Below are 20449 nucleotides of genomic sequence, written 5' to 3' on the forward strand. Positions count from 1 at the left end.
TCTACCAAAATCACCGGAATGGAGCTGGTCTCCAACACTGCTTGGGAAGTGGATCCCACCAACACTTGCTCCCAACCGCGGTGGCCCCGCTTGCCCATGACTATGTCGGTAACCTGCCGCTCCTGGGCCACATCCACGATGGTCTCCGCCAGGGGGCCAGAAGCCAGGCAAAATTCGTGGCGAATATCCGCCAAAAGACGCTGGGCAAGCTGCCGCAACGCTTCCACCCCCTTCCCCTGGGGCTCATCGGTAACATGGAGCACAATCACTTCCCCATCCACCCGCCGCGCCAGATCCGCTGCCTTGCGCAGCACCGCCTCAGCCAAGGGAGAGGTATCCACAGCGGCCAAGAAGCTCACCTTACCCTGGCTGCCCACCTTGGTGGGATCCACCTCTCCCTTTTCCAATAGGCGAGGGGCAAAAACCTGGGTTAGCCAAGCTCCCAGGGGAGCTGTGGTCAAAATCGACAGGGCCGCTAGGGCGAGGATTGTCTCCCCGCCGGGGATCCCCTGGGCTAAGGGGATGCCGCCGATGGCCGCCTGCACCGTGGCTTTGGCCATGTTGCCCGGCAGCAAGAAGAGCCGCTCCCGCCAGTTCCAGTTGCTCCCCAGGGTGGAAAGCCACCAGCCCAGGCCTCGGCCCAACAGCAGGCTCAGGGTCAAAAGCAGCAAACCGGGCAAGAGCAGGGATCCCAGTACCTGCAGATCCAAAGAGGCCCCCAGCAGGACAAACAGCACGATCTCCGCCACCGTCCAGAGGGCGTCGAACCCAAGCCGCAGCCGCCGCGCCAGCGGCCCATCCAGTTGGACGAGGAAAAACCCTAGGGCCATCACCGCCAGGTAGCCGGAAAAATAGGGCCACACCTGCGACGCCAGCACCAAGCCCAGCGCCAGGCAGGCCGCCAGCAGCACCTCTTGCGTGCTGTTGCGAGTCCAGTTCTGCTGTACCAAGAGGGCCACCAAAACCCGCGCCCCCAGGTGGCCCACCGCCACCCCCAGCAGGATCTCCATCCCCACCTGGAACGGCAGCCACTGCAGGCGAAGGCTCTGGGCAGATCCCTGCCCCAAAAAGCTCAGCAACAGGCTAAAGCCCAGCAACAGCAGCACATCGGAAAGGGCGCTGCCGGTCAAAATGGCGTCCGGGATCCCTTTGGTCACCCCCCAGCCCAGGCTCTTGAGGCGCAGCATCCCTGGCACAATCACCGCCGGCGACTCCGCCCCGAGCACGCAGCCCAAAAGCAGCCCCGTCCCCCAGTCCAGCCCCAGGATCCAGCGGCTCAAGAGCGCCACTGCCCCCGCCTCACAGGCTGCCGGCAAAAACCCCAGCCGCAGGGCCACGGATCCCTGCTGGGCCAGCTTTTCCCAATCCAGCCCCAGGCCCGCCCTCATGAGGATGATCGTGACGGCCACTAGGCGCAGATCCCCGGCTGCCGCCAACAGCTCTGGGGACAAGACCTCTTGCAACAGGATCCCGACCAGAATCATCCCCACTAGTGGCGGCATCCCCAGCCGGCCCACGATCTGGCCGACAAAAAAGCCCATCCCTAAGATCCACAGCCAACTGCCCAGCATCAACAAAACCTCTCTCTTTGCCGTCCGGATGGTGAAGGGCAGCCCAGAGGGAAGTAGAGCCTTGGGGGCTGTGGGGTGGTAACCCAAGATCAAAGACTCCCACCCCCTGGATCTGCCCAGAAGAGTAGGAGTCATCAGCCTCAGCCTTGGATTTAGAGAATTCTTAGAACCTGCCTGAGGCGGTTACGGTGAACCCCATCACCGGTTGCCGGAGCAAGCTGACCGACAACTCACTCACGTTGACCCATAGGGTATCACGCCTTGTCTTCCACCACAACCAAGCGATAGGAGTGATGGGGACGGCCAATGGAGCAATAGAAATCGCTGCAGACATTGTGGGTAAAGCGATCGCTGAGGCCGCGGGTAACCTGCTGCACCACCTGGCTGCCCACTCTCTGAACCAACTTGCGCGGCAGAACTTGCAAAAACTTGGGCAAATGCAGCCGGATATCGAGATGAAGATCCCAGTGGACGCGGGTAGTGGCAGGGGATCCCGGTAGCTCCTCCAGCCGGAAACTGGCCTGGCAATCTACCCGATAGGGCAGGGCGGCCTCCCCCGGCAGCTCAGTCGAAGTCAGCCGAAACAGGTAATCTTCCTCCGGCCAGATCTTCACCCCAAAGCAGGGCTCCAGCTCAAACCCCAGCCCACCCATGCGGAAAAACTGCAGCTTGTAGGTGTCGGCAGAGAGGGGCTCCACCTGCAATGGCCGGAAGCAGCGCTGGATCCACTGGCCATGGCCGCGCAGGTAACGGGCCAAAGTCTCCCAATCGGTCTCCAGATCCACTTGGCCCCGTCGCCCAGCCTGCACATCCAAGTGAACCTTGGCTGTCGGTTGATCTAAAGATGGGGGGTGATCCATCTCCGCCAAAAGCGGCTCCCCCTTCTCGGACAGAGCCCCTTCACCGAGGGGAACGACGGGCTTGGAGTTGGCGATAGACATCCCGGATATCCACCTGATAGTGAGCAAGAGCCACGAGGCAGTGGTACCAGAGATCCGCCACCTCGCGGGCCAGGGCGGTCTTGTCCCCCTCTTTTGCCGCCATCACCACTTCAGCCGTCTCCTCGCCGAGTTTTTTCAGGATGGCGTTGTCTCCCTTGGCCAGCAGGCTGCTGGTGTAGGAATCGGGACGGGGATCCGCCTGGCGGGCCTTGATCACGGCAAACACCTGCGACAGGGTATCGGCGGCCGGGATGGGATCCCCTTCCTTCTCTGGGAGGGTGCGGAAGAAGCAGCTCCGCGCTCCTGTGTGGCAGGCCGCATCTCCCACCTGCTCCGCCAAAATGACCAGCGCGTCGCTGTCGCAGTCGTAGCGGATTTGTTTGACCCACTGCACATGGCCAGAAGTTTCCCCCTTGGGCCAGAGCGCCTGGCGGGAGCGGCTCCAGAACCAGGTGCGGCCTGTCTCCAGCGTTTTCTGCAGCGATTCCCGGTTCATCCAGGCCATCATCAGCACCGTCCCGTCCAGGTAGTCCTGCACAATGGCCGGGATCAAACCCTGTTCGTTGTAGCGGAGGCTGTCCAGATGAGCGATCCCCTCCGGCAGAAGAGCGCGGGGCGGATCCGCTGAAGGAATGGAGTCCGAGGCAGCAACCATAGAGGGCAGGAATCCAAAGAGAGCATAAAAAGCAAGATAGCAAAGCCAGCTCTCCCCAGGGTACCTCCTCCTGCCCAGCCCGGCTTTTGTTGCCGCTAGGGGAATTTTAATCTGGGCTTAACCTGGTTTTAGTTGTGACTTAAAGTCAAGCTGCTAAGTTTGATACCGGGCTTTCACGCGCCGAGGGAGAGCAATGCGCATCCGGGTAGAAAACCTCTGGGTCACCTTTAAAAACAAAGTTGCCCTAAGAGGGGTTTGCCTCGACTTGTTTGGCGATGGAGCCCAGGTTGTGGCCCTGATTGGCCCCTCTGGCGCTGGGAAGTCCACCCTCCTTAAGCTCCTGAAGGGAATGGTTAGGCCCAGCGTTGGAAAAGTCTGGGTTGGCTCTTTCCCCCTCCACGAAGGCGGAGGAGAGGGGCTGCAGCAGGTGCGCAAGCGCACGGGCATGATCTACCAGACTTTTCAGCTCATTGGCCGCCTGACTGTCTTGGAGAACGTCCTGATTGGGCGCCTGCCCCACCTGAATCTTACCCAGGGCTTGCTGCGGCAGTTCTCGGAGCAAGATCTGGCCCAAGCAGAAAGGCTACTGGAGGAGGTGGGGCTTCTCGAGCACGCCTGGCAGAGGGCCGATGCTCTTTCGGGGGGACAGCAGCAGCGGGTGGGCATTGCTCGCGCCTTGATCCAAGAGCCGGCGCTGATCCTGGCAGATGAACCCATCTCGGCTTTGGATCCCAAAAATGCGCAGGTGATCATGGATTTACTGCTGGGAATGGTTTGTCGGCAAGGCATCCCGCTCCTAGTGACCCTGCATCACCTGGAGATGGTGCGCCATTACGCCAACCGAGTTGTTGCCTTCAAGGATGGGCAGGTTTTCTTTGATGGGCCAGTCTCGGCTCTCACCCCTGAAAAAGAGAAGGATCTCTACTTCGGGGAGGAGGAAGCCTCTCAAACCCTCGGAGGGTTGCCCTCAGCCTTGACGGCTTGAGGACAGGTAAGCTCAAACTCAACTTCAATCAATTTCAATTTCAAGTCAGCTGCAGAGGAGAATACTCATGCGGAGAAGGAAGGTTTTGGCTCTAGCGGCTTTCCTATTGGGCTTTGCCAGTTGGGTGCCGGTGTTGGCGCAGAAGCAGAACTGGCCCAAGGAGCTGGTCATTGCTGAAGTGCCGGTGGAGAGTGCTGCTGATTACGAAGCCCGCTATGCGCCTTTCCTGAACTACCTCAAAGAGAGATTGGGCATCCCGGTGCGTTTGTTCGTGGCTGGTGACTACACGGCTGTGATGCTCTCCCAGGCGGAAGGGAAGACCCACGTTGCTTTTTATGGGCCCGCCTCTTACGTCGATGCGATTGAAAAAGCCAATGCCCCCATCGAAGCCTTTGTGAAGGAAGATTCTGTTCGCTCGGGCACTGTTTACCACTCTCTGATGATTTCCAAGAAGGGCAGTGGCATTACAACTCTAGAAGCTGCCAAGGGCAAAGATTTTGCTTTCGTTGACCCGGAGAGCACTTCTGGTTTCAAGGTGCCCATGGCTTACTTCTGTCTAGAGGCCAAGATCAAGCCCAAGGAGTACTTTAAACAAGTTGCCTTTGCCGGCAACCATGAGTCGGTTATCCTGGGAGTCTCTCAGGGAACCATTCCCGTGGGGGTGACTTGGGATACCGGGATCAGCATTGCCACCAAGAAGGGCCAAATTAAGGGTTTGGAAGATTTTGAGGTGATCTGGAAGTCCGATCCGATCCCTTCCTCTCCCTGGGCCTACCGCAAAGACCTGCCGGAAGACCTCAAAGAAGCCATCCGCACGGCCTACCTAGAGTACGAGAACACACCGGAAGGCAAGCAATGGCTAGAAGCTCGCGGTCTCAAGGGTTTTGAGCCAGCCAGCGACAAGGATTACGATCCCTTCCGCAAGGTTAACAATGCTCTTAAGCAACCTGAGTGCCAACTCTAAGAAACTGCCCCCCTTACCGGCGGAGCTCAAACGGAGAGATCGCCTCGGTGTTCTCCTAGTCGGGATGATCCTTCTGGCTCTCCTGCTGACGGCAGGGCCGGCTGAGATCTCACCAGTCAAGTTGCTGGCTGGGTTGGGGAGGAGTGCTGCCTTTGTCGCTCGCTTCTTTCCGCCCAGCCTGCACTTTCTGCCAGCTTTTCTTTACTCTTTGCTCCAGACCCTGATCATGGCTTTCTGGGGCACTTTTCTGGCCACCTTCTTTGTGCTTCCCTTGGCCTTCCTGGGATCCAAGAATGTCATCCGCTCTCCTGTGGTCTATCTGGCTGTCCGCGGGCTGATGGATATCCTCAGGGGACTCAACGAGCTGGTTTTGGCCCTGGTTTTTGTGGCTGCCATTGGCTTGGGGCCTCTCCCAGGGATCATGGCGTTGACGCTGCACACGGCTGGAGTGGCAGGCAAGTTGCTCTCCGAGGCCATTGAGACGGTGGATATGGGGCAGGTGGAGGCCGTGAGGGCTACGGGCTCCCATCCTCTGCTGGTTCTTGTCTATGGCTTTTGGCCGCAGGTGGCCCCAGCTTTCTACTCGGTGACGCTCTACCTGTTTGAGGTCAATGTGCGCTCGGCAACAGTCTTGGGCTTGGTGGGAGCTGGTGGCATCGGCTTCGATCTGATGCAGACGGTGCGGGCCTTCCGCTTTCAGGACGCCGCCACCATCATTTTGCTCATCCTGCTAACCGTGTTTACAATCGACAAGGTCTCGGCGCGAATTCGCCAATCCCTGGTATAGGAGGTGAGGGTGCAGGCTCTTGAAATCCTGGAGCTGCTGCAGGAGGCTCCCGAAAAGACAGTTGTGGCTCTGGCGCGGGAGGTACGGCCCGCTCTGGGAGCTAGCCAGAAGCTGAAGGAAGGAGCGGGCCTGCTGTTGCTCCCCTTCCAGGACTCGCGCAGCGGTACGCCGTTTTATCTGGGAGAAGTCTTGGTTTACGAGGTTTGGCTGCGCTTCCCCCGAAAGGGAGTGGAAGGCTATGGAATAGTGCTGGGGGAACGGCCGCGCCTGGCCCGCTCCCTGGCTTACCTGGATGCCGCGTTGCAGGCGGGGATTGCTGAAGATCGGATCCAGGCCTTGGCCCTGGAAGCTCAGGAACATCTCCAGGAGAAGGATGAGCGCCTCTGGCGCAAGGTGGCCACCACGCGCTTGGAGGTGGAGACGCTATGAGCGTGCCCATGCCCGCAGCCGAACGGCAAAGCCAACAGGTCTTCCGAACCTTGGTGATGGCGCTGAGCTACCCTGGCCGGCTTTGGCGCTTGCCAGCTCACTCGCTGCGCCAAGCCTTCCGCCTCATTGGAACTACCCTGGTGGATGGGAATGTGGGGGTTTGGGCGCCAGACTGGCTGCTCTTAGATCTGCGCGGTCAGGCTCCCCGGCCTGTGGCCTTGGAGGCGGCGGACTTCGTCTTTGCCGAGCGGCTGGCGGATTTGCCTGCCGGTTGGGAAACCCTCTCGCTTCTCAAGAGGGGCACCTACCTAGAGCCGGAGAGCGGGGCAACTCTCATCCTGGGAACTGGCTGGGGCCAGGGATCCCCTCTTGCCTTCAAGGGCCCCGGCACTGCTGGGGAGGTGCGCTTGGCTGTGGATTTGCCCCCTGCTTTTTGGCGGCTGCGCTCCCAGATCTCGGCCTACCCTTTGGGAGTGGACATCTTGCTTACCGACGGGCAGCATGTAGTAGGCATACCGCGAAGTGTGGAGGTGGGTTGATGGGCTACGTGGTGGCGCGGGGCAGTCAGGAGGCCATTCTCAATGCCGAAGCCCTTTTTCGCGAATTGTTGCCGAGGGGGGCAGGTCAGTCGAGTAAGGGCCTGGCCAGCTACTTGCCCTATCTTTTGGATCAGGTGATGGCGGAAGCTGGCCTCTGGGCTCCAGAGCTGGCTGCTGAGGCCTTGGCCCAGACAGGGGGCGATCTCTACGAAGCGCTGCTGCTTTTGCGAGCTCATCGAACTACCCTTCCTCGCCTGGGCAAAGCGCAGCTCCAGAAAAAAGAAGACTTGCTCCTGGTGCGACGGCTTTCTTCAGCCTTCAAGAGCATTCCCGGCGGCCAAGTCCTCGGCCCCACCCTCGACTACAGCCTGCGTCTGCTGGGTTTTTCCGGAACCCAAGGGGTGGAGCCAGAGACCACGGCTGCTCCCCAGCGCTACCCTTCGGTGCGAACCTGGCTAAAAGAGCAAGGCCTGCTGGAAGAAGATCCAGTGGCAGAGAAAGACTTAGAGGAAGAGATCCCGGATCTAACGCGGCAGCCGCTGCTGTTTCCGGCGCCAAGAGCCCATCGCCTGCAAGCTTTGGCGCGAGGGGACACCGGAGGACTCCTGGCCCTCGCCTACAGCGCCATGCGGGCCTACAACGTCCACACCCACCCAACAGTGGCGGAGTTGGGGGTGGGCTATCTCGAGGTGCGGGCTATCCACCCGGTGCGGGGAGGCAGCTTTCGCCTGGGGCGGATCCGCTTGGCCTTTGCAGAAGTCGTCGGGCATGGGGAGAAGGGATACCGCTTAGGCTTTGCTGCCAGCTTGGGCTGGAACGAGGGGCGGGTTATCGCGGGCGCAATGTTGGATTTGGAGATGGATCGCCCCACCCATCCGGCCCGCAGCGAGGAGTTTGTTCTGGTACACACGGATCCCGTGGAGGCTTCGGGCTTTGCCCTGCACTACAAACTGCCTCACTATGTAACGTTCTTCAGCAATTGGATGAGCCATCAGGAGGCTGCTCTTGAACCCTAAGCACAGCTACGCCTACTTGGATCCTGAAGCCAAGCGAGAAATTCGGCGCAAGGTTCTCAAGGCTTTGGCCATACCGGCATATCAAGTTCCCTTTGCCAGCCGAGAGATGCCCCTGGCCCGCGGCTGGGGCACGGGCGGCCTGCAGCTTACTCTCAGCCTCGTGGGGCCGGAAGATGTGGTGAAGGTCATCGACCAAGGAGCGGATGACTCGGTTAATGCTGCCAACTTGCGCCGCTTCATTGCCCACGTCAGCGGAGCTCGAACCACCACCGATGCTTTGGAAGCAACTCTCATCCAAAGCCGTCACCGCATCCCGGAGGAGCGACTGCAAGAAGGACAAATCTTGATCCTGCAAGTCCCGATCCCTGAACCCCTGCGCTACGTGGAGCCTTCCGATGCCAAGGCGCGGGAGCTGCATGCCCTGGGGGACTACAGCCTGCTTTGGGTGGACCTGTTTGAAGAACACTTGCACTACGGCCACAGCCGCAAGGGAGCAGCCTATCCCGTTCTGGTGCACGGCCGCTATGTGATGGATCCCAGTCCCCTGCCCCGCTGGGATCTGCCCAAGCTGCACCAGGCAGCCCACATCACGCTCTTTGGCGCCGGTCGGGAAAAGCGGATCTACGCTGTCCCCCCTTACACGCAGGTAGAACCTCTGGCCTTTGTGGATCGACCCTTCCAGCCGGAACCCATTGTGGGATCCTGCCGCCGCACGGGTTGCCGCCACGTCTTTCTCAACGCCATTCCCCAGGAGGATGGCAGCTTGGCCTACGAGATCTCCGACCAGGGCTATATGGAAAAACTCCTAGCTGGCAAAGAAAGTGGGCCTTTATTTGGGGAGAAGCAGCATGGTTGAAGAAAGGCCTTTGCTGGAACTGGTCAAGGTTTGGAAAGCCTACGGGGATCGCTGGGCCCTCAAGAACGTCAGCCTCAAGCTCTATCCCCAGGAGGTGCTGGGGGTGGTGGGGGCTTCTGGCAGCGGCAAGAGCACCCTTTTGAGAATTCTCTATCTCCAGGAGATGGCGCAAGGGGAATACTGGCTCAACATCCCCGGCTGGGAGGGGTGTAATCTGCTGTCGCTTTCTCCCTACGAGCGACCTGCGGCGCGGCGCCACTTGGCCATGGTTTATCAAGAAGCTGCCCAGGCCCTGCGCATGGGCTTTGCCGCCCTAACCAATGTTGCTGAGCCCCTTGTGCTCAAGGGGGAACGACGATTTGGGGTTTTGCAAAAGGAAGCGCAGGCAGCTTTGGAGAGGGCAGACTTCCCCCTGGCGCGGGCAGGGGATCCGCCTACTTTCCTTTCGGGAGGGGAGCGGCAGCGGGTGCAGATTGCCAAAGCCTTGGCTCAAGAGCCAACGGCCATCCTCTTGGACGAGCCAACGACTGGCTTAGATTTGCTGGTGCAGGCAACCTTCTTGGACACCCTACGCCGCCTCAAGCGGCAGTTGGGGATGAGTCTGATTTTGGTTAGCCACGATCTCTCGGTGGTACGGGCATTGGCGGATCGCATTGTGGTTTTGCACCAGGGAGAGGTGGTAGAAGAAGGCCTCGCCGACCAGGTGCTGGAGGATCCCCGCCACCCCTTTACTCAGGATTTGGTTGCCGCAAGGCTGTAGAGAGATGCTGCAAGTTATCGATTTGGAAAAGCGGTTTTTCCTGCACCGGCTGGGACGGGAGGTTCTGGCTTTCAGACAGGTGAGCTTCTCCCTACAAGCAGGGGAGTTGCTGCTCCTAGAGGGCCCCAATGGCGCCGGCAAGTCTTCCCTGTTGCGGACGCTCTATCGCAGCTACTGTCCCACAGGGGGGCAGATCCTTCTGCAGACTCCTCGCGGAAGGGTGGATCTGGCGCGTTTGGGGGATCGCGAGATCTTGTGGATCCGGCGGGAGCACATCGGCTATGTCAGCCAGTTTCTGGATCCCCGACCCCGCACCACCGCCCTGGAGCTGGTGGCGGAGCCGCTGCTGTGGCGAGGTGTAGAAGAAAGCCGAGCACGGCAGCGGGCGGCAGAGCTGCTCCTAGAGCTGAACCTGAAGCCCGAGTTACTGGAGGCTTTCCCCACGGGTTTCTCTGGGGGCGAAAAACAAAAGCTCAACCTGGCCCGCTCGCTCATTCATCCCTATCCCTTGCTGCTGTTGGATGAGCCCACGGCCAGCTTGGATGCAGGGGCCAGGAAAGCTCTGCGGGAGCGCCTTCGCCTTCTGAAGCAGCAGGGAACTGCGCTTGTTGGCGTTTTCCACTCGCCAGAAGACGTGGCGGGCTTGGTGGACAAAACCTACCACCTGGAGGAGAAGCAAGATGTGGCTGTCCGGACTTAAGCTGGTTCTCCCTGACCAAGTGCTCCCGCTGGGATCCCTGCGGCTGGAGGGGGAGTGGATTGCCGAGACTCGAGAAGGGCAGGTGGACGAAGGAATCCCTTTACAGGGCTTAACCCTCGTCCCTGGCGTCATCGATCTCCACGCCGACAGTCTAGAGCCGGAGCTGGAGCCGCGGCCAGGGGTACAGTTGGCTGCCGAGATGGCCCTGGAGGTTTGGGAAAACCGAGCTCTGGCAGCAGGCATGACCACTGCTTTTGTCACCCTGTCCTTTTGGGAGGGCCTGCCCGGTTGGCGCAGCCCGGAGACCGCTTTGGCCCTGGCCGAGCAATTGGTTGCCCTGCGTTCCCATTTGTCGCTGGACTTGCGGATCCATGCCCGCTACGAAGTCTCTCGCCCCTTGGGAGCAGCAGCCGTTCGCCACGCCCTCAGCCAAGGTTGGGTGGATCTCCTTTCGTTTATGGATCACACGCCTGGCCAAGGCCAGTTCCCGACCCTAGAAGACTACGTTCGCTATATGGCCCGTCACCTGGGCCAGCAGCCTGAGGAGGTTGCCGCCAGCCTCAGGAACCCATCCCAGCTAGAAGTTCTCCCTGCCCTTGCCGAGCTGGCCCAGCAGGCAAAAGAGCGGGGAGTCACGCTGGCTTCCCATGACGACGATTCCTCTGACAAGGTTCAGTTGATGGCCAAGCTGGGCGTAAAGATTAGCGAGTTCCCGGTCACGCTGGAGGCCGCTGGCGAAGCCCAACAGTTGGGCTTGCTGGTGGTCATGGGGGCCCCCAACGCCCTCAGGGGATCTTCCCATGTGGGCAATCTCTCCGCCCTGCAAGCCCTGAAGGCGGGATCCCTAGGTGCTCTGGCCACCGACTACTCGCCGGCTACTGCGCTAAGAGCTGCCTTTGCCCTGGCGGAGAAGCAGGCTTTGGAGTTGCCCCAGGCCATAGCCTTGGTCAGCCGCAACCCCGCCCAGGCCGTTGGCCTCCAGGATCGGGGGGCTCTTTGTCCAGGGCTGAGGGCCGACCTGGTGATCTTGCGGGAGAAGCCCTTCCGGGTTATGGGCGTGTTTGTTGCCGGCAGACCTGTCTTTCTCCGCAATGGCCTAGGTTGGCAGGGAGGGCTGGATCCCCAAGGAGTTGGGTTCAGAGTCGAGGCCCCCTAACTCTACTCTAGAGCCGCTCTCGGCAGCAGCTTCCGGGTCGGCTTGTGCTCCAGAGGCCAAGTTGGCCGCTCCAGACGGGTATCCACCAACACAGAGGCCGGGGCGAGATTAACCCGCTCCAGCAGCCGTTGCAGCAGTTGAGCATCGATGGCGTCCCCGCCGCTGGATGGGGTTGCCGTTCCCGCCACCAGGGGAGTGGGGATCGCTTGCGGGGATCCCGTCTCGCCCAGCCCAGGTTCGGCCAACAGCAACTCTGCCACTGCCTGGGCCACCTCATTGCCATATACCCCATCAGAGCCAGAGGGGAGCAGATCCAGCCGTCCCTGCTGAGCGGCCAGGCGGCTTAAGCCCAGTTGCACCGCCACCACGGCCGGGCCCCGCTCCCCCCGCTTGAGGGTGCGCTGGCCGGCCAGAACGCTGTTCAGGTAGGCTTTGGCTGCATCTTGGTCGCTAGCCGGCAGAAGCTGCACCAGCCCTTCCACCCGATCGGTTGTGGAAGCGGCCCTTTCCTGCGGGCGGGGATCCTCCCTCCACAGACGGGTTAGGTCGTAGAGCAAAATGGCGTGGGGGACAGGGCGGCTGGGCTGGTTGGGGCCGGCATGGCCGGTGGCGAGGATCTCCCCTTGGTAGACCAGTGAGGTGCTGAAGCCAGAGTCCAGCAGCACCGCCTCACGGATCCCGATTTTGGGCAATAGGCTGGCCAGGATGGCGGCGTTGACGTGGGTTTTGGTAACCCCGATCACCACCTGATCCTGGTTGTCTACGCCAAAAAAGGCGCGGGGGCGAAACTCGGCGGCGCTGGAGAGGCGAAACGAGTCGATCTCCCTCGGAGAGAGGGCGCGGCCATCCTTAACCAGCCACAAGCCCGCCACAAACAGATCCGTGACATCCGGCATGAGCTGGCGAAGGTTGTCGAGCTGGGTCATGGTGTCGGGATCAAAGGGTACAAAGCGCAGCCGATCCCTGCCCAGCAGCACCAGGGGACGACCGCGCACCACCTTGTCGTCTTCGGGGCGACCGGGGATGAAAGTCTTGTGGTTGGCGGCCATCACCGGCCCCACCATGACGTTGCTGGCCGAGTTAATCCAAGGGATGGAGAAGAAGCTGCCGTTAATGCCGGCATCGGCCTGGTAGCGCTGGACTAGGGTTCTTACCTCGTAGCGCCGCTCCGCGTGCACTGTAGCTGCCCGTCCGCCGCGGATGGTTAGCACCCGCACCCTGTCGATCACCTCATCGGTCAGGGTCAAGGGTTGCGTTCCATCCAGCCAGTAGTCGGGGCTGCGGCCAAGGGTGAAGGTGCGGGCGCCGATAATGGCCTCGGTGAGGCGAAACTGGTTAAAGCGGCGCACCTCCAGCAAGCTGGGCGACTGTCCCGTAAAGCCGGGATCCATCGTAAAGGACATCCAGTAACCCGCCTCCGCCAGGTATTGCTTCACCCGCTCGTCCCGATTGCCTTCCGGATAGGCGAAGTAGTGGATGGGGTGGCCCAGCTCCTGCTCCAGCTTGGTCTTGCAGTCCAACACCTCTCGCCGCAGGCGGGCATCGTCCAGCAGCCGCAGGTCGGGGGGATGGTTGACGGTGTGGGCGGCAAAGTCAATCAGCCCGCTGGCATCCATCTCCCGCATCTGATCCCAGGTGAAGTGGTCTTTGCTGGTGGGCACGCCGACAAAGCCGGTCTGCACAAAATAGGTGGCAGGGTAGTTGTACTCCTTCAGCAGCGGGTAGGCGTTCTCGTACAGGCCCAGGTAAGCGTCGTCGAAGGTGAGCAGGATGGCTTTTTCCGGTAAGGGATCCCCGTCCCGCAGGTGTTTGTAGAGTTGGTCGATGTGGATGGGGGTCAGCCCCGCCTGCTTGATGGCCTCAAAGTGCTGCCGCAGCTCCGCCGCTGTGGTGTCAAACCAGACCTCTTTGCGGCCAGCCACCACATCGTGATACATGATGGCGGGCACGTAGGAGAGGCTGGCCAAGGGATCCAACGCAAAAGGATCCCGCTGCAGTTGCGGCTCTTGGGGGAGGGGCGGGCGCTGTTGGGCTGCCTTGGCCTGGGCGCGGGGGGCAGGGATCTCGGCCAGAGGCGGCAAGAGCGCCGGCAGGCGGCTGGCCCAGTTGGGATGAGCGGTTGCCCAGGCCACCAGGGCGCCGGTTCCAAATCCCAGCAGGATCACCAGCAAGTTTAGAAAGGGGAGCACCCTAGGTCGAGACTTTGCCGGCGCATGCCGAGAGGAATCGGAAAGGCTTTGTCGTGGAGTGGGCGAGGAGTACGGCTGGGATCCCCTTGTCGATCTGGAGCCTGAATTGCCTTGGGGTATCGACCCTCCCAAGCGCGTCGGATGCTGCCGAGACGTCATGACCTCCTCACCACTCCCGATGGTGTTATCGGCGCTCAAGCGCAAGAGTTGAGCCCTTGCTGGAATGCCTTTTCCCACCCAAAGCCTACCCCCAGACAAGGGCAAAACCAACGCCAGACTACCACCCCTCTCTTCCGATTGGGGATACCCATGCAATCGCCGCCGGAAAAACAGCAGGGAGCGCCCGTCAAAGCCGCTTGGGCTGAAGGGGCCTGGATCGGCAGCCTTGGAGACAGACCCCAGAGGGGGAGCTGGGCCCTACTCAAGGTTGCTCAACAGATTGGACTCTGTAATGCTGACGATCTTGCCCCCCCTTTGGGTGATGCGCTTCACTTCTTGAGAAAGGCGGCTGAAGGGCACTTTGTACTCGACAACGCTCTTGCGCACGCCCCCTCCCACCAAACCGGACACTTTGAGGGTGAAAATCTTGTCGCTGTTGGGTAGGGACGAGGCCGCCGAGGGGGCGACCTGAGCGGCTGGGGCCGCTTCCGCCTGAGGTGCAGGAGCCGCGCTCTCCCGCTCCAAAAGCAGCCGCCAACTGCGGGGATAGGCGGGAGCCAAACGATAAACCACCTTGTAGGAGCCGGTTACATGGTCATCTTCTGACTCCACCCTCACCACTGTTCCCGCCGGGATATCCAGCTTAGCTCCCTTGGACATGACTTTAATTCCAGGCCAATTGGTGGGCACATCCGTCAGCAGCTCGACTTCAAAGGATTGATCCCCCAACAACAACTTGGCCATGTGAATAACTCCGTTTTGCTCGTTAGCAGGCGGTAGCCGAGGATCTGTGGCCGACCACGGCTTCACCGCTAGATATTTTACCGTTGCGGCTGCATCCCCTGAAGCTTTCCACCGGCATCTGTCATCGAAGGTGGGTTTGTTGTAGATTTGTTAAGGGGACTGGTTAAAAAGTTGTAGTTGTCCCAAAGGTGGAGGGATCCCTATGCTGAGTGTGGCTCTGCCCGATCTGTCGGCAACTTCGGATGAGTTGACGGCTGCCTTGCAGCCAGTGGCCCAGTTTTTTGCCGGCTTCAACCTGCCCCAGCCCATTGTGCAATGGGGACATCCTCTGATGATGGGCATTGTGGTGGTGGTCATGGGCAGCTTCGTCGGCCTGACCGGTTGGCGGGGGCGGGTCTTGCGCCTGGCAGCCGCCTCCACAACGCCAGAGGGATCCCTGCCGGAATCGGCCCAAAAGCCGCTCTTGGATCACCGCAAATTGGCTCCCTGGATGGCCACCTTCATTGCCTTGGGCTACACCGGCGGCCTTCTCTCCTTGGTCATGCAGGGCCAGCCCCTGCTGAGCAGCCCCCATTTTTGGACGGGATCCCTGGTGTTGCTGTTGTTGGCGGCCAATGGCGCTTTGTCTCTCAGCGGCTTTGGGGGCAACCGCGAGGCCCTGCGCACCACCCATGCCTATGTGGGCAGCTTCATCCTGTGTGTGCTACTGGTCCATGCCCTGCTTGGAGTCAAGCTGGGCTTGTCCTTGTAATCTACAGACCTTTGGGGAACTCAGACATCGTGATGCCTGTAAACCCCAGAGTGCTCCGGCCAAACTATGAGGCATAGTAGCCCGTAGCCTTTGGGCTTGTTCCCCCCCAAGCTCGTCAAGTCCTCACTCCCCTTGTTGCTCAAAAGAGAAGGGAAGACTGCGGCTTCCCTCGGTCGCGAAGTGGTGCTTAGCACTCACGCAAGTACGGTCAACCCCAAGGACTCCGTCCCGCTGACGCGGTCGGCACCCTTCGCCGGCCTGTCTACAATGAGTGACATCCTGCAACCCCAAGTTCAAGTTAAAGACTGGGTGGTGGGGAGCCGGTGCTTTTGCTATCCTGGCGCATAAGTTCACCTTTATGGCAGGGAAGGGTCGGCAAACTTTGCCTGACACCGAGTGACAGCACCAGCCGCTATGGGCAAGCTTGGAGGGAGGGTGTGACTTGATGTTTACTTGGCTCTGGACGAAACAATTTTCTCGCTTGAACCAAAGGCTACAAAGCTTGGAGGTAGCCCGCGAGGAAAACCTTCTGTCTCCCGATCTGAGTGCCCAAACTCTGCAGGTGGCCCCCGACTTCTGGGAACGGCAGCACCAGGCCTTTAGCTACGTGGATAAGCAGATGCGAAAGCTCAGCCGTCGCAGCAAGATCTGGGGGGGAATGGCGCTGCTGGCTGTTTTGGCCGATGCGGCTTTGGTGGTGGCAGGTCTGGCAGCGTTTCAGTCTTGGCAGCAGGTACAGGCTGACCGCCACTTAACCCGCATTGCCAACCAGGCTGCCGATCCTGTACAGCGAGCTTTTGATGATCTGGTGGCCCAACTGCCTCAGATGAGCGAGACAGAGCGATATCGTGCCCTAGAGGCGCTGCAGGCTCTCTCGGCCATCTCGATGGCGGGCAGCGGCTACTCCTATGGCAGCTCTTCAGGTATCTCTGTGTATAGCTCGGCTCCCACGGTTGCAGCAACTCCCCTGGAGGCCCAACTGCAAACCATCTACCAGCTGGGGCAAATGCGGGCGGTTGAGGCGGTGCCGGCTTTGCTGACCAAGCTTGCGGATGGAGAACCGGTGGTGCGGGAGGCAGCAGCCCGCGCCCTCGGCCAAATTGGGGATCCGCGCGCTCTGGATCCCTTACACGATCTGCTGGCCTACGAGCCCAACGAGTTGGTTCAGGATGCGGCCATTGCTGCGATTGCGCAACTGCTGCGCTGAAGAGCAGGTCAAGCACGCGCCGATTCGCTAGACCGGTCCCAGTGGGTGTTGAGGCACAGAGGATGAGAAGCGACAAGTTCAGCAGAGGAGCCAAGCTGGTGGGGATCCTGTGCTGGGTATGGGGATCCGCCTTGCCGGTTTGGGCTCAGGATCCGTTTCGCAGCGGGGCCAATGCCCGCCCCATCAGCCCGGAAGTGGCTGCGGCGTTTGAGGAGTTCTTCTGCGCGGGCCGCTACAGCCAGAGCCGGGAAAAGCTGGAAGTGGCCAAGAAGTCCTCTCCCGCAGAGCCGATGGTCTATGCCCTGCTGGCGGCGCTGGCCTACCAAGAGGGGGATCTGGATGCTTTTGCCCAGTTGGCCACCCAAACCCGCCAGGTGGCCGCCGAGCTGAAAAAGACGGATCCCTTGCGCGGCAACCTGTATGAGGGGGTGGGCTATGGGTTGGAGGCGGCCAACATCGTGGTGCGGGAGGGGGTGGTGCTCGGCTTGCCCAAGGCATTGCCCACCCTCAACCAATTGTTTGCGTCCATCCGGGCCGCCCAGGCTGTGGACAGCAGCGACCCTGAGTTGAATCTTCTCAACGGCTATATGGATTTGCTGCTGACCTACCGGGAGAAGGCGTTGGATCAATTTCGCCTGGCGGCGCCTGAGTATTTGTCCTACCGCGGCCAAGCTCTGGCCTATCGGGATATGCAACGCTTTGACGAGGCCTTGGAGGCGGTGGATCGGGCCATTGCTGCTTCCTGCAACAACCCGGAGCTCTACTACCTCAAGGCGCAAATTTTGGTTGCCAAGGGGCAAGACCGGGAGGCTGTCCCCCTTTTCGATCAAGCTCTGCAGGCTTCTGCCCAGTTGCCTAAAGCTTTGGTGTCGCAAATCCAGATGGAACGGGATCGCGCCGCCCAGCGCAGCGGGTTGACCGGCCAGTTGCCTGCCACACCTACCCCTTGATAGATCCCTATGGGCTTGCGCATCAGCGGCAGACGGGCGCTCCAGACTCCCGCAGGTCTTGGCACTCGACCCACCCCTGGGCGGGTGAGGCAAGCCTTGTTCAACATCTTGCGAGGGCAGGTGGAAGGCTGTCGCTGGCTGGATCTCTGCTGTGGGGCCGGTACGGTGGGGGCAGAGGCCCTGTGTCAGGGGGCTGCTTTTGTGGCCGGGATCGAGATCGCCGCCTCTGCCTGTCGCCTTATCCAGGCCAACTGGACCAAGGTGGCCCAGCCGGGGCAAGCTTTTCAGGTGATCCAGGGAGATGCCCGCAAGCTGCTCAGCCGAGGGCTGGGTTTGGAGCCTTTTGATTACGTCTACTTTGCTCCTCCCTACGCGGCGGGTCTGTACGCCCCCCTGCTGCCGCTGATCCCGCCCTTGCTCAAGCCAGGCGGAACTTTGATCGTCGAGCATCGCAGCGGCCAGGAGCTACCCGACCAGATGGGATCCCTGCTGCGCTTTGACCAGCGGGCCTATGGGCAAACGGCGCTGGCTTTCTATCGCAAGCTGGAAGAGCAGCGCTAGGGGAAGGGAGTGCTGACAAAGCCAATTTCCAGAAGCTGCTGGTAGGCCTGGGTGCCCAGCTCCCGGGTTGGAGTCTGGCTCTTGATGACCTGGATCAACCAGCCCACGGCCTCCTCAGGACGTCCGGCAGCCCGATAGACCACGGCCAAATCGTAGGCAGCCTGATCCCGAGCCTGGGCAGCAACGCGGGCCAGCTCCCGCTGCTCTTCGGAGATGCGGTTTTGGATCCCGGCGAAGGCACGGGAGAGATCTTGGTGGTAGTTGGAGCGCTGGTTGTAGGCGTCGAACACCTGTTGCAGAAGCTGGATGGCCTGGTCGTAGTTTTGCGCTTGGATGGCGGCATCGGCTTCGGCGGCCAATTGTTCAGCTCGCAACACACTGAGGGCATTGCTGGGTTGCTCGAGAGCGCGAAACTGCTGCGGGTTGGGAACGAGCTGCTGTCCGGCGGGCAGCTCTTGAGCCGTGGCCCAGAGACTCGAGCCCGCGCCCAGGACAAGGCCGAGCAACAAGCCGAAAGCCAGCCGCGCCCAAGAACGGCGCAGAAGGTTGAGCCCCTGGGCAGCGGCCTCTTGGCGCCGACTTTGGCCGACAACAGCGGGACGTCGTCCGAACATTGGCAGGTAACCCTCAAAACCTCGTTGACCCGTTCCACTCTACCTCACTCTGCGTGGCTCTGCTGCAGCTCAGGGATCCCCTCAGCCAGGGGTTGCCGAGGAGGTGGCTGCGCAGCCTTGGCGGGAGTGGAACTGGGCAGGGATGGGGCGGGTTGAGCCTGAGAGGAGGTCTTTTCCGGCCTCAGCGGCAAGTTCATAATCAGCTCGTACATGCGCAGGTATTCCAGCGCCGAGCGATGCCAACTGAAATCGGTGGCCATGCCCCGCTTTTGCAGCGCCTGCCAGGTGTCTTTGTGCTGAAAGGCCTCCCAAGCCCGCGCCAAGCAGGTGTAGAAGTCCAGGGCTTCGTAGCGATCAAAGCAGTAGCCGGTGCCGGTTCCCTTGCTGGGAATATGATGGCTGACGGTATCCACCAGCCCCCCCGTACGGCGGACGATGGGTACACACCCATAACGCATGGCGATCATCTGGCTGATGCCACAGGGTTCAAAGCGGCTGGGCATCAAAAAGGCATCGGCTCCTCCGTAGATCAACTGGGCCAGTTGCGGCTGGTAACCCTGTTGATAGGCCATTCTGCCCGGGTGCCGCTCGGCCATCTCCCGGAGCCGCCCCTCGTAGTAGGCTTCGCCGCTGCCCAGCAAGACAAATTGTGAATCGCTATAGGCCAAAAAGCGATCCAGGGTTTGGATGAGCAAGTCGATCCCTTTCTGTTCCACCAAACGGGCCACCATGCCCAGCAGGAATACGTCAGGGTTGACGGTCAAGCCCAGGCGGGCCTGTAACGCAGCTTTGTTCACCGCCCGACCGCTCAGATCATCAACGCTGAAGTTGGCCTCGAGAGCGGGATCGGTGCGGGGATCGAACTGCTCGGTGTCGATCCCATTCAGGATCCCCCGCAGGCGCTCCCCTTTCCAGGCCAGCAGATCCTGTAGGCCCTCTCCATGCAGAGGGGTGCGGATCTCCATCGCATAGGTGGGCGAAACCGTATTCACCTGGTCGGCATAGAGGATCCCGGCAGCCATGGTGTTGTGGGCGGAAAAATACCAGGGCAGCCAGGTCATGCGTTCCAGTTGCCAACGCCAAGGCCCTTGATAGGCCAGGTTGTGAATGGTGAAGACGGTGCCGATGTCAGGAGCCTGGTGCATCCAGGCCGGGATCATGCCGGTGTGCCAGTCGTGGCAGTGGATAATGTTGGGCCTCCAGGGGTAGTAGGTCCAGGCAAACTCGGCCACGGCATTGGCGAAGAAGGTAAAGCGCCAGAACTCGTCCTCGCCGTAGTAAATGCGGTGGGGGGCAAAACAATAGTGGCTGACCAGGTAGAGGGGCACATCGGTGCCGGGCAAAACGCTTTCGTAAATATCGGCCACCTGGCCCATGACCTGTTTGGACCAGATGGGATCCTTGGAGCGGGGATATTGCTCCGGTTCCGGGCCGAACTTGTCCCAGAGAAACCCGTACAGGGGCATGATGATGCGCACATCCTGCCCCAGCTTGCGCAAAACGACGGGCAGGGATCCCACCACATCCGCCATGCCCCCCACCTTTGCCAGGGGTGCTGCCTCCGCCGCTGCAAACAAAATCCTGGCTTGCACCACAATGCCCTCCCTATCGCGATGACCTTTGTCTTGCTGAGGCGGACGGCTCCCGGCCCAGTTCCCTCGGCCAAAACCCTCCCCATCCTAAAACACAAGGGATCCCTATGCCGGCCAAGCCGGGGCAGAGCCTTATCCTGAGAAGGTGTTGCAATTTATTAATTTTTCGTAAGATAGAAGGACAGTGCCGCTCAGAAATACTATGAGCGCTGCTGCATTGCACTTTATTGGTTTCATCGGTTGTCTTTTTTCTGGAGAAGATCGTCCTATGACCATCGCGGTAGGGCGCGTACGCCAGGAGCGAGGATGGTTCGACATCGTCG

21 protein-coding genes and 1 riboswitch are annotated in these 20449 nt (G+C 60.7%); of the genes, 14 read left to right on the top strand and 7 right to left on the bottom strand.

Annotated elements, in window-relative coordinates:
* From NW853_RS07620 to hisIE, 3 genes are all read right to left on the bottom strand, one after another.
* The coding region (locus tag NW853_RS07620; RefSeq protein ID WP_414348732.1) for a cation:proton antiporter at nt 1-1571 on the bottom strand (1571 nt) is incomplete at its 3' end.
* A 118-nt stretch (nt 1572-1689) separates the two neighbouring features.
* Nucleotides 1690-1783, bottom strand: a riboswitch (Fluoride riboswitch).
* A gap of 42 nt (nt 1784-1825) precedes the next feature.
* Complete coding sequence (locus NW853_RS07625; RefSeq protein WP_414348733.1) at nt 1826-2512, bottom strand: DUF1997 domain-containing protein; 687 nt, start codon at nt 2510-2512, stop codon at nt 1826-1828.
* Nucleotides 2472-3167: a bifunctional phosphoribosyl-AMP cyclohydrolase/phosphoribosyl-ATP diphosphatase HisIE gene (gene hisIE, locus NW853_RS07630; RefSeq protein WP_414348734.1), complete on the bottom strand. Its 696-nt coding sequence runs from the start codon at nt 3165-3167 to the stop codon at nt 2472-2474. Before hisIE ends, NW853_RS07625 begins: the two co-directional genes overlap by 41 nt.
* Nucleotides 3168-3360: 193 nt before the next feature.
* Here hisIE and NW853_RS07635 point away from each other — a divergent pair, with 193 nt between their 5' ends.
* The 10 genes from NW853_RS07635 (at nt 3361) to NW853_RS07680 (ending at nt 11359) form a co-directional block, all read left to right on the top strand.
* Nucleotides 3361-4152, top strand: coding sequence for a phosphonate ABC transporter ATP-binding protein (locus NW853_RS07635; protein ID WP_414334510.1), 792 nt, complete (start codon nt 3361-3363; stop codon nt 4150-4152).
* A 67-nt stretch (nt 4153-4219) separates the two neighbouring features.
* On the top strand, nt 4220-5116 hold the full coding sequence (phnD, locus tag NW853_RS07640) for a phosphonate ABC transporter substrate-binding protein (protein ID WP_414348735.1): 897 nt from the start codon (nt 4220-4222) through the stop codon (nt 5114-5116).
* Nucleotides 5085-5903 (top strand): phosphonate ABC transporter, permease protein PhnE, encoded by an 819-nt coding sequence (gene phnE, locus NW853_RS07645; protein WP_414348736.1) that lies wholly within the window; start codon nt 5085-5087, stop codon nt 5901-5903. The genes phnD and phnE overlap by 32 nt, the downstream gene beginning before the upstream one ends.
* 9 nt (nt 5904-5912) lie before the next feature.
* Nucleotides 5913-6332 (top strand): phosphonate C-P lyase system protein PhnG, encoded by a 420-nt coding sequence (gene phnG / locus NW853_RS07650; protein WP_414334505.1) that lies wholly within the window; start codon nt 5913-5915, stop codon nt 6330-6332.
* Nucleotides 6329-6871 carry a phosphonate C-P lyase system protein PhnH gene (gene phnH, locus NW853_RS07655; protein ID WP_414348737.1) on the top strand — a complete coding sequence of 181 codons (543 nt, stop codon included), beginning with the start codon at nt 6329-6331 and terminating at the stop codon, nt 6869-6871. Before phnG ends, phnH begins: the two co-directional genes overlap by 4 nt.
* On the top strand, nt 6871-7887 hold the full coding sequence (locus tag NW853_RS07660; RefSeq protein ID WP_414334502.1) for a carbon-phosphorus lyase complex subunit PhnI: 1017 nt from the start codon (nt 6871-6873) through the stop codon (nt 7885-7887). The genes phnH and NW853_RS07660 overlap by 1 nt, the downstream gene beginning before the upstream one ends.
* On the top strand, nt 7877-8743 hold the full coding sequence (locus NW853_RS07665) for an alpha-D-ribose 1-methylphosphonate 5-phosphate C-P-lyase PhnJ (protein ID WP_414334500.1): 867 nt from the start codon (nt 7877-7879) through the stop codon (nt 8741-8743). The genes NW853_RS07660 and NW853_RS07665 overlap by 11 nt, the downstream gene beginning before the upstream one ends.
* Complete coding sequence (locus NW853_RS07670) at nt 8736-9503, top strand: ATP-binding cassette domain-containing protein (RefSeq protein WP_414348738.1); 768 nt, start codon at nt 8736-8738, stop codon at nt 9501-9503. Before NW853_RS07665 ends, NW853_RS07670 begins: the two co-directional genes overlap by 8 nt.
* A gap of 4 nt (nt 9504-9507) precedes the next feature.
* Nucleotides 9508-10203 (top strand): ATP-binding cassette domain-containing protein, encoded by a 696-nt coding sequence (locus NW853_RS07675; RefSeq protein WP_414334497.1) that lies wholly within the window; start codon nt 9508-9510, stop codon nt 10201-10203.
* Nucleotides 10184-11359 (top strand): alpha-D-ribose 1-methylphosphonate 5-triphosphate diphosphatase, encoded by a 1176-nt coding sequence (locus NW853_RS07680; RefSeq protein WP_414348739.1) that lies wholly within the window; start codon nt 10184-10186, stop codon nt 11357-11359. Before NW853_RS07675 ends, NW853_RS07680 begins: the two co-directional genes overlap by 20 nt.
* A 2-nt stretch (nt 11360-11361) precedes the next feature.
* Here NW853_RS07680 and NW853_RS07685 read toward each other — a convergent pair whose 3' ends face one another.
* Both NW853_RS07685 and NW853_RS07690 read right to left on the bottom strand, forming a co-directional pair.
* The gene (locus NW853_RS07685) at nt 11362-13524 is read right to left on the bottom strand and encodes a polysaccharide deacetylase family protein (RefSeq protein ID WP_414348743.1); all 2163 of its coding nucleotides are present in this window, start codon (nt 13522-13524) and stop codon (nt 11362-11364) included.
* Between the two features lie 441 nt (nt 13525-13965).
* Nucleotides 13966-14451, bottom strand: coding sequence for a phycobilisome linker polypeptide (locus tag NW853_RS07690; protein ID WP_414334493.1), 486 nt, complete (start codon nt 14449-14451; stop codon nt 13966-13968).
* 202 nt (nt 14452-14653) lie between these two features.
* Between NW853_RS07690 and NW853_RS07695 the strand changes: the two genes are divergently transcribed.
* From NW853_RS07695 to rsmD, 4 genes are all read left to right on the top strand, one after another.
* Nucleotides 14654-15202, top strand: a complete 549-nt coding sequence (locus NW853_RS07695; protein WP_414334492.1) for a DUF4079 domain-containing protein — start codon at nt 14654-14656, stop codon at nt 15200-15202.
* Nucleotides 15203-15647: 445 nt separating this feature from the next.
* Nucleotides 15648-16409, top strand: coding sequence for a HEAT repeat domain-containing protein (locus NW853_RS07700; protein WP_414348740.1), 762 nt, complete (start codon nt 15648-15650; stop codon nt 16407-16409).
* 62 nt (nt 16410-16471) lie between these two features.
* Entirely contained in the window at nt 16472-17359 is an 888-nt protein-coding gene (locus tag NW853_RS07705; RefSeq protein ID WP_414348741.1) for a Sll0314/Alr1548 family TPR repeat-containing protein, read from the top strand.
* A gap of 9 nt (nt 17360-17368) precedes the next feature.
* Nucleotides 17369-17920 carry a 16S rRNA (guanine(966)-N(2))-methyltransferase RsmD gene (gene rsmD, locus NW853_RS07710; protein WP_414334488.1) on the top strand — a complete coding sequence of 184 codons (552 nt, stop codon included), beginning with the start codon at nt 17369-17371 and terminating at the stop codon, nt 17918-17920.
* On the opposite strand, the gene NW853_RS07715 is transcribed toward rsmD, so the two are convergent.
* Nucleotides 17917-18534: a hypothetical protein gene (locus NW853_RS07715; protein WP_414334486.1), complete on the bottom strand. Its 618-nt coding sequence runs from the start codon at nt 18532-18534 to the stop codon at nt 17917-17919. The two genes, rsmD and NW853_RS07715, sit on opposite strands and share 4 nt — an antisense overlap.
* Before the next feature lie 44 nt (nt 18535-18578).
* Complete coding sequence (glgA, locus tag NW853_RS07720; protein WP_414348742.1) at nt 18579-20129, bottom strand: glycogen synthase GlgA; 1551 nt, start codon at nt 20127-20129, stop codon at nt 18579-18581.
* Between the last annotated feature and the right edge of the window lie 320 nt (nt 20130-20449).

Source organism: Synechococcus sp. H55.11 (assembly GCF_047462475.1).
GTDB lineage: Bacteria > Cyanobacteriota > Cyanobacteriia > Thermostichales > Thermostichaceae > Thermostichus.

Excerpts from the sequence above, each read along its gene's own strand:
- NW853_RS07675 (WP_414334497.1), top strand. The coding sequence starts at position 9,508 with ATGCTGCAAGTTATCGATTTGGAAAAGCGGTTTTTCCTGCACCGGCTG.
- NW853_RS07700 (WP_414348740.1), top strand. The coding sequence starts at position 15,648 with ATGTTTACTTGGCTCTGGACGAAACAATTTTCTCGCTTGAACCAAAGG.
- phnE (WP_414348736.1), top strand. The coding sequence starts at position 5,085 with ATGCTCTTAAGCAACCTGAGTGCCAACTCTAAGAAACTGCCCCCCTTA.
- NW853_RS07670 (WP_414348738.1), top strand. The coding sequence starts at position 8,736 with ATGGTTGAAGAAAGGCCTTTGCTGGAACTGGTCAAGGTTTGGAAAGCC.
- NW853_RS07625 (WP_414348733.1), bottom strand. The coding sequence starts at position 2,512 with ATGTCTATCGCCAACTCCAAGCCCGTCGTTCCCCTCGGTGAAGGGGCT.
- NW853_RS07705 (WP_414348741.1), top strand. The coding sequence starts at position 16,472 with ATGAGAAGCGACAAGTTCAGCAGAGGAGCCAAGCTGGTGGGGATCCTG.
- NW853_RS07635 (WP_414334510.1), top strand. The coding sequence starts at position 3,361 with ATGCGCATCCGGGTAGAAAACCTCTGGGTCACCTTTAAAAACAAAGTT.
- NW853_RS07695 (WP_414334492.1), top strand. The coding sequence starts at position 14,654 with ATGCTGAGTGTGGCTCTGCCCGATCTGTCGGCAACTTCGGATGAGTTG.
- NW853_RS07660 (WP_414334502.1), top strand. The coding sequence starts at position 6,871 with ATGGGCTACGTGGTGGCGCGGGGCAGTCAGGAGGCCATTCTCAATGCC.
- phnD (WP_414348735.1), top strand. The coding sequence starts at position 4,220 with ATGCGGAGAAGGAAGGTTTTGGCTCTAGCGGCTTTCCTATTGGGCTTT.
- NW853_RS07715 (WP_414334486.1), bottom strand. The coding sequence starts at position 18,534 with ATGTTCGGACGACGTCCCGCTGTTGTCGGCCAAAGTCGGCGCCAAGAG.
- NW853_RS07690 (WP_414334493.1), bottom strand. The coding sequence starts at position 14,451 with ATGGCCAAGTTGTTGTTGGGGGATCAATCCTTTGAAGTCGAGCTGCTG.
- NW853_RS07680 (WP_414348739.1), top strand. The coding sequence starts at position 10,184 with ATGTGGCTGTCCGGACTTAAGCTGGTTCTCCCTGACCAAGTGCTCCCG.
- hisIE (WP_414348734.1), bottom strand. The coding sequence starts at position 3,167 with ATGGTTGCTGCCTCGGACTCCATTCCTTCAGCGGATCCGCCCCGCGCT.
- phnH (WP_414348737.1), top strand. The coding sequence starts at position 6,329 with ATGAGCGTGCCCATGCCCGCAGCCGAACGGCAAAGCCAACAGGTCTTC.
- rsmD (WP_414334488.1), top strand. The coding sequence starts at position 17,369 with ATGGGCTTGCGCATCAGCGGCAGACGGGCGCTCCAGACTCCCGCAGGT.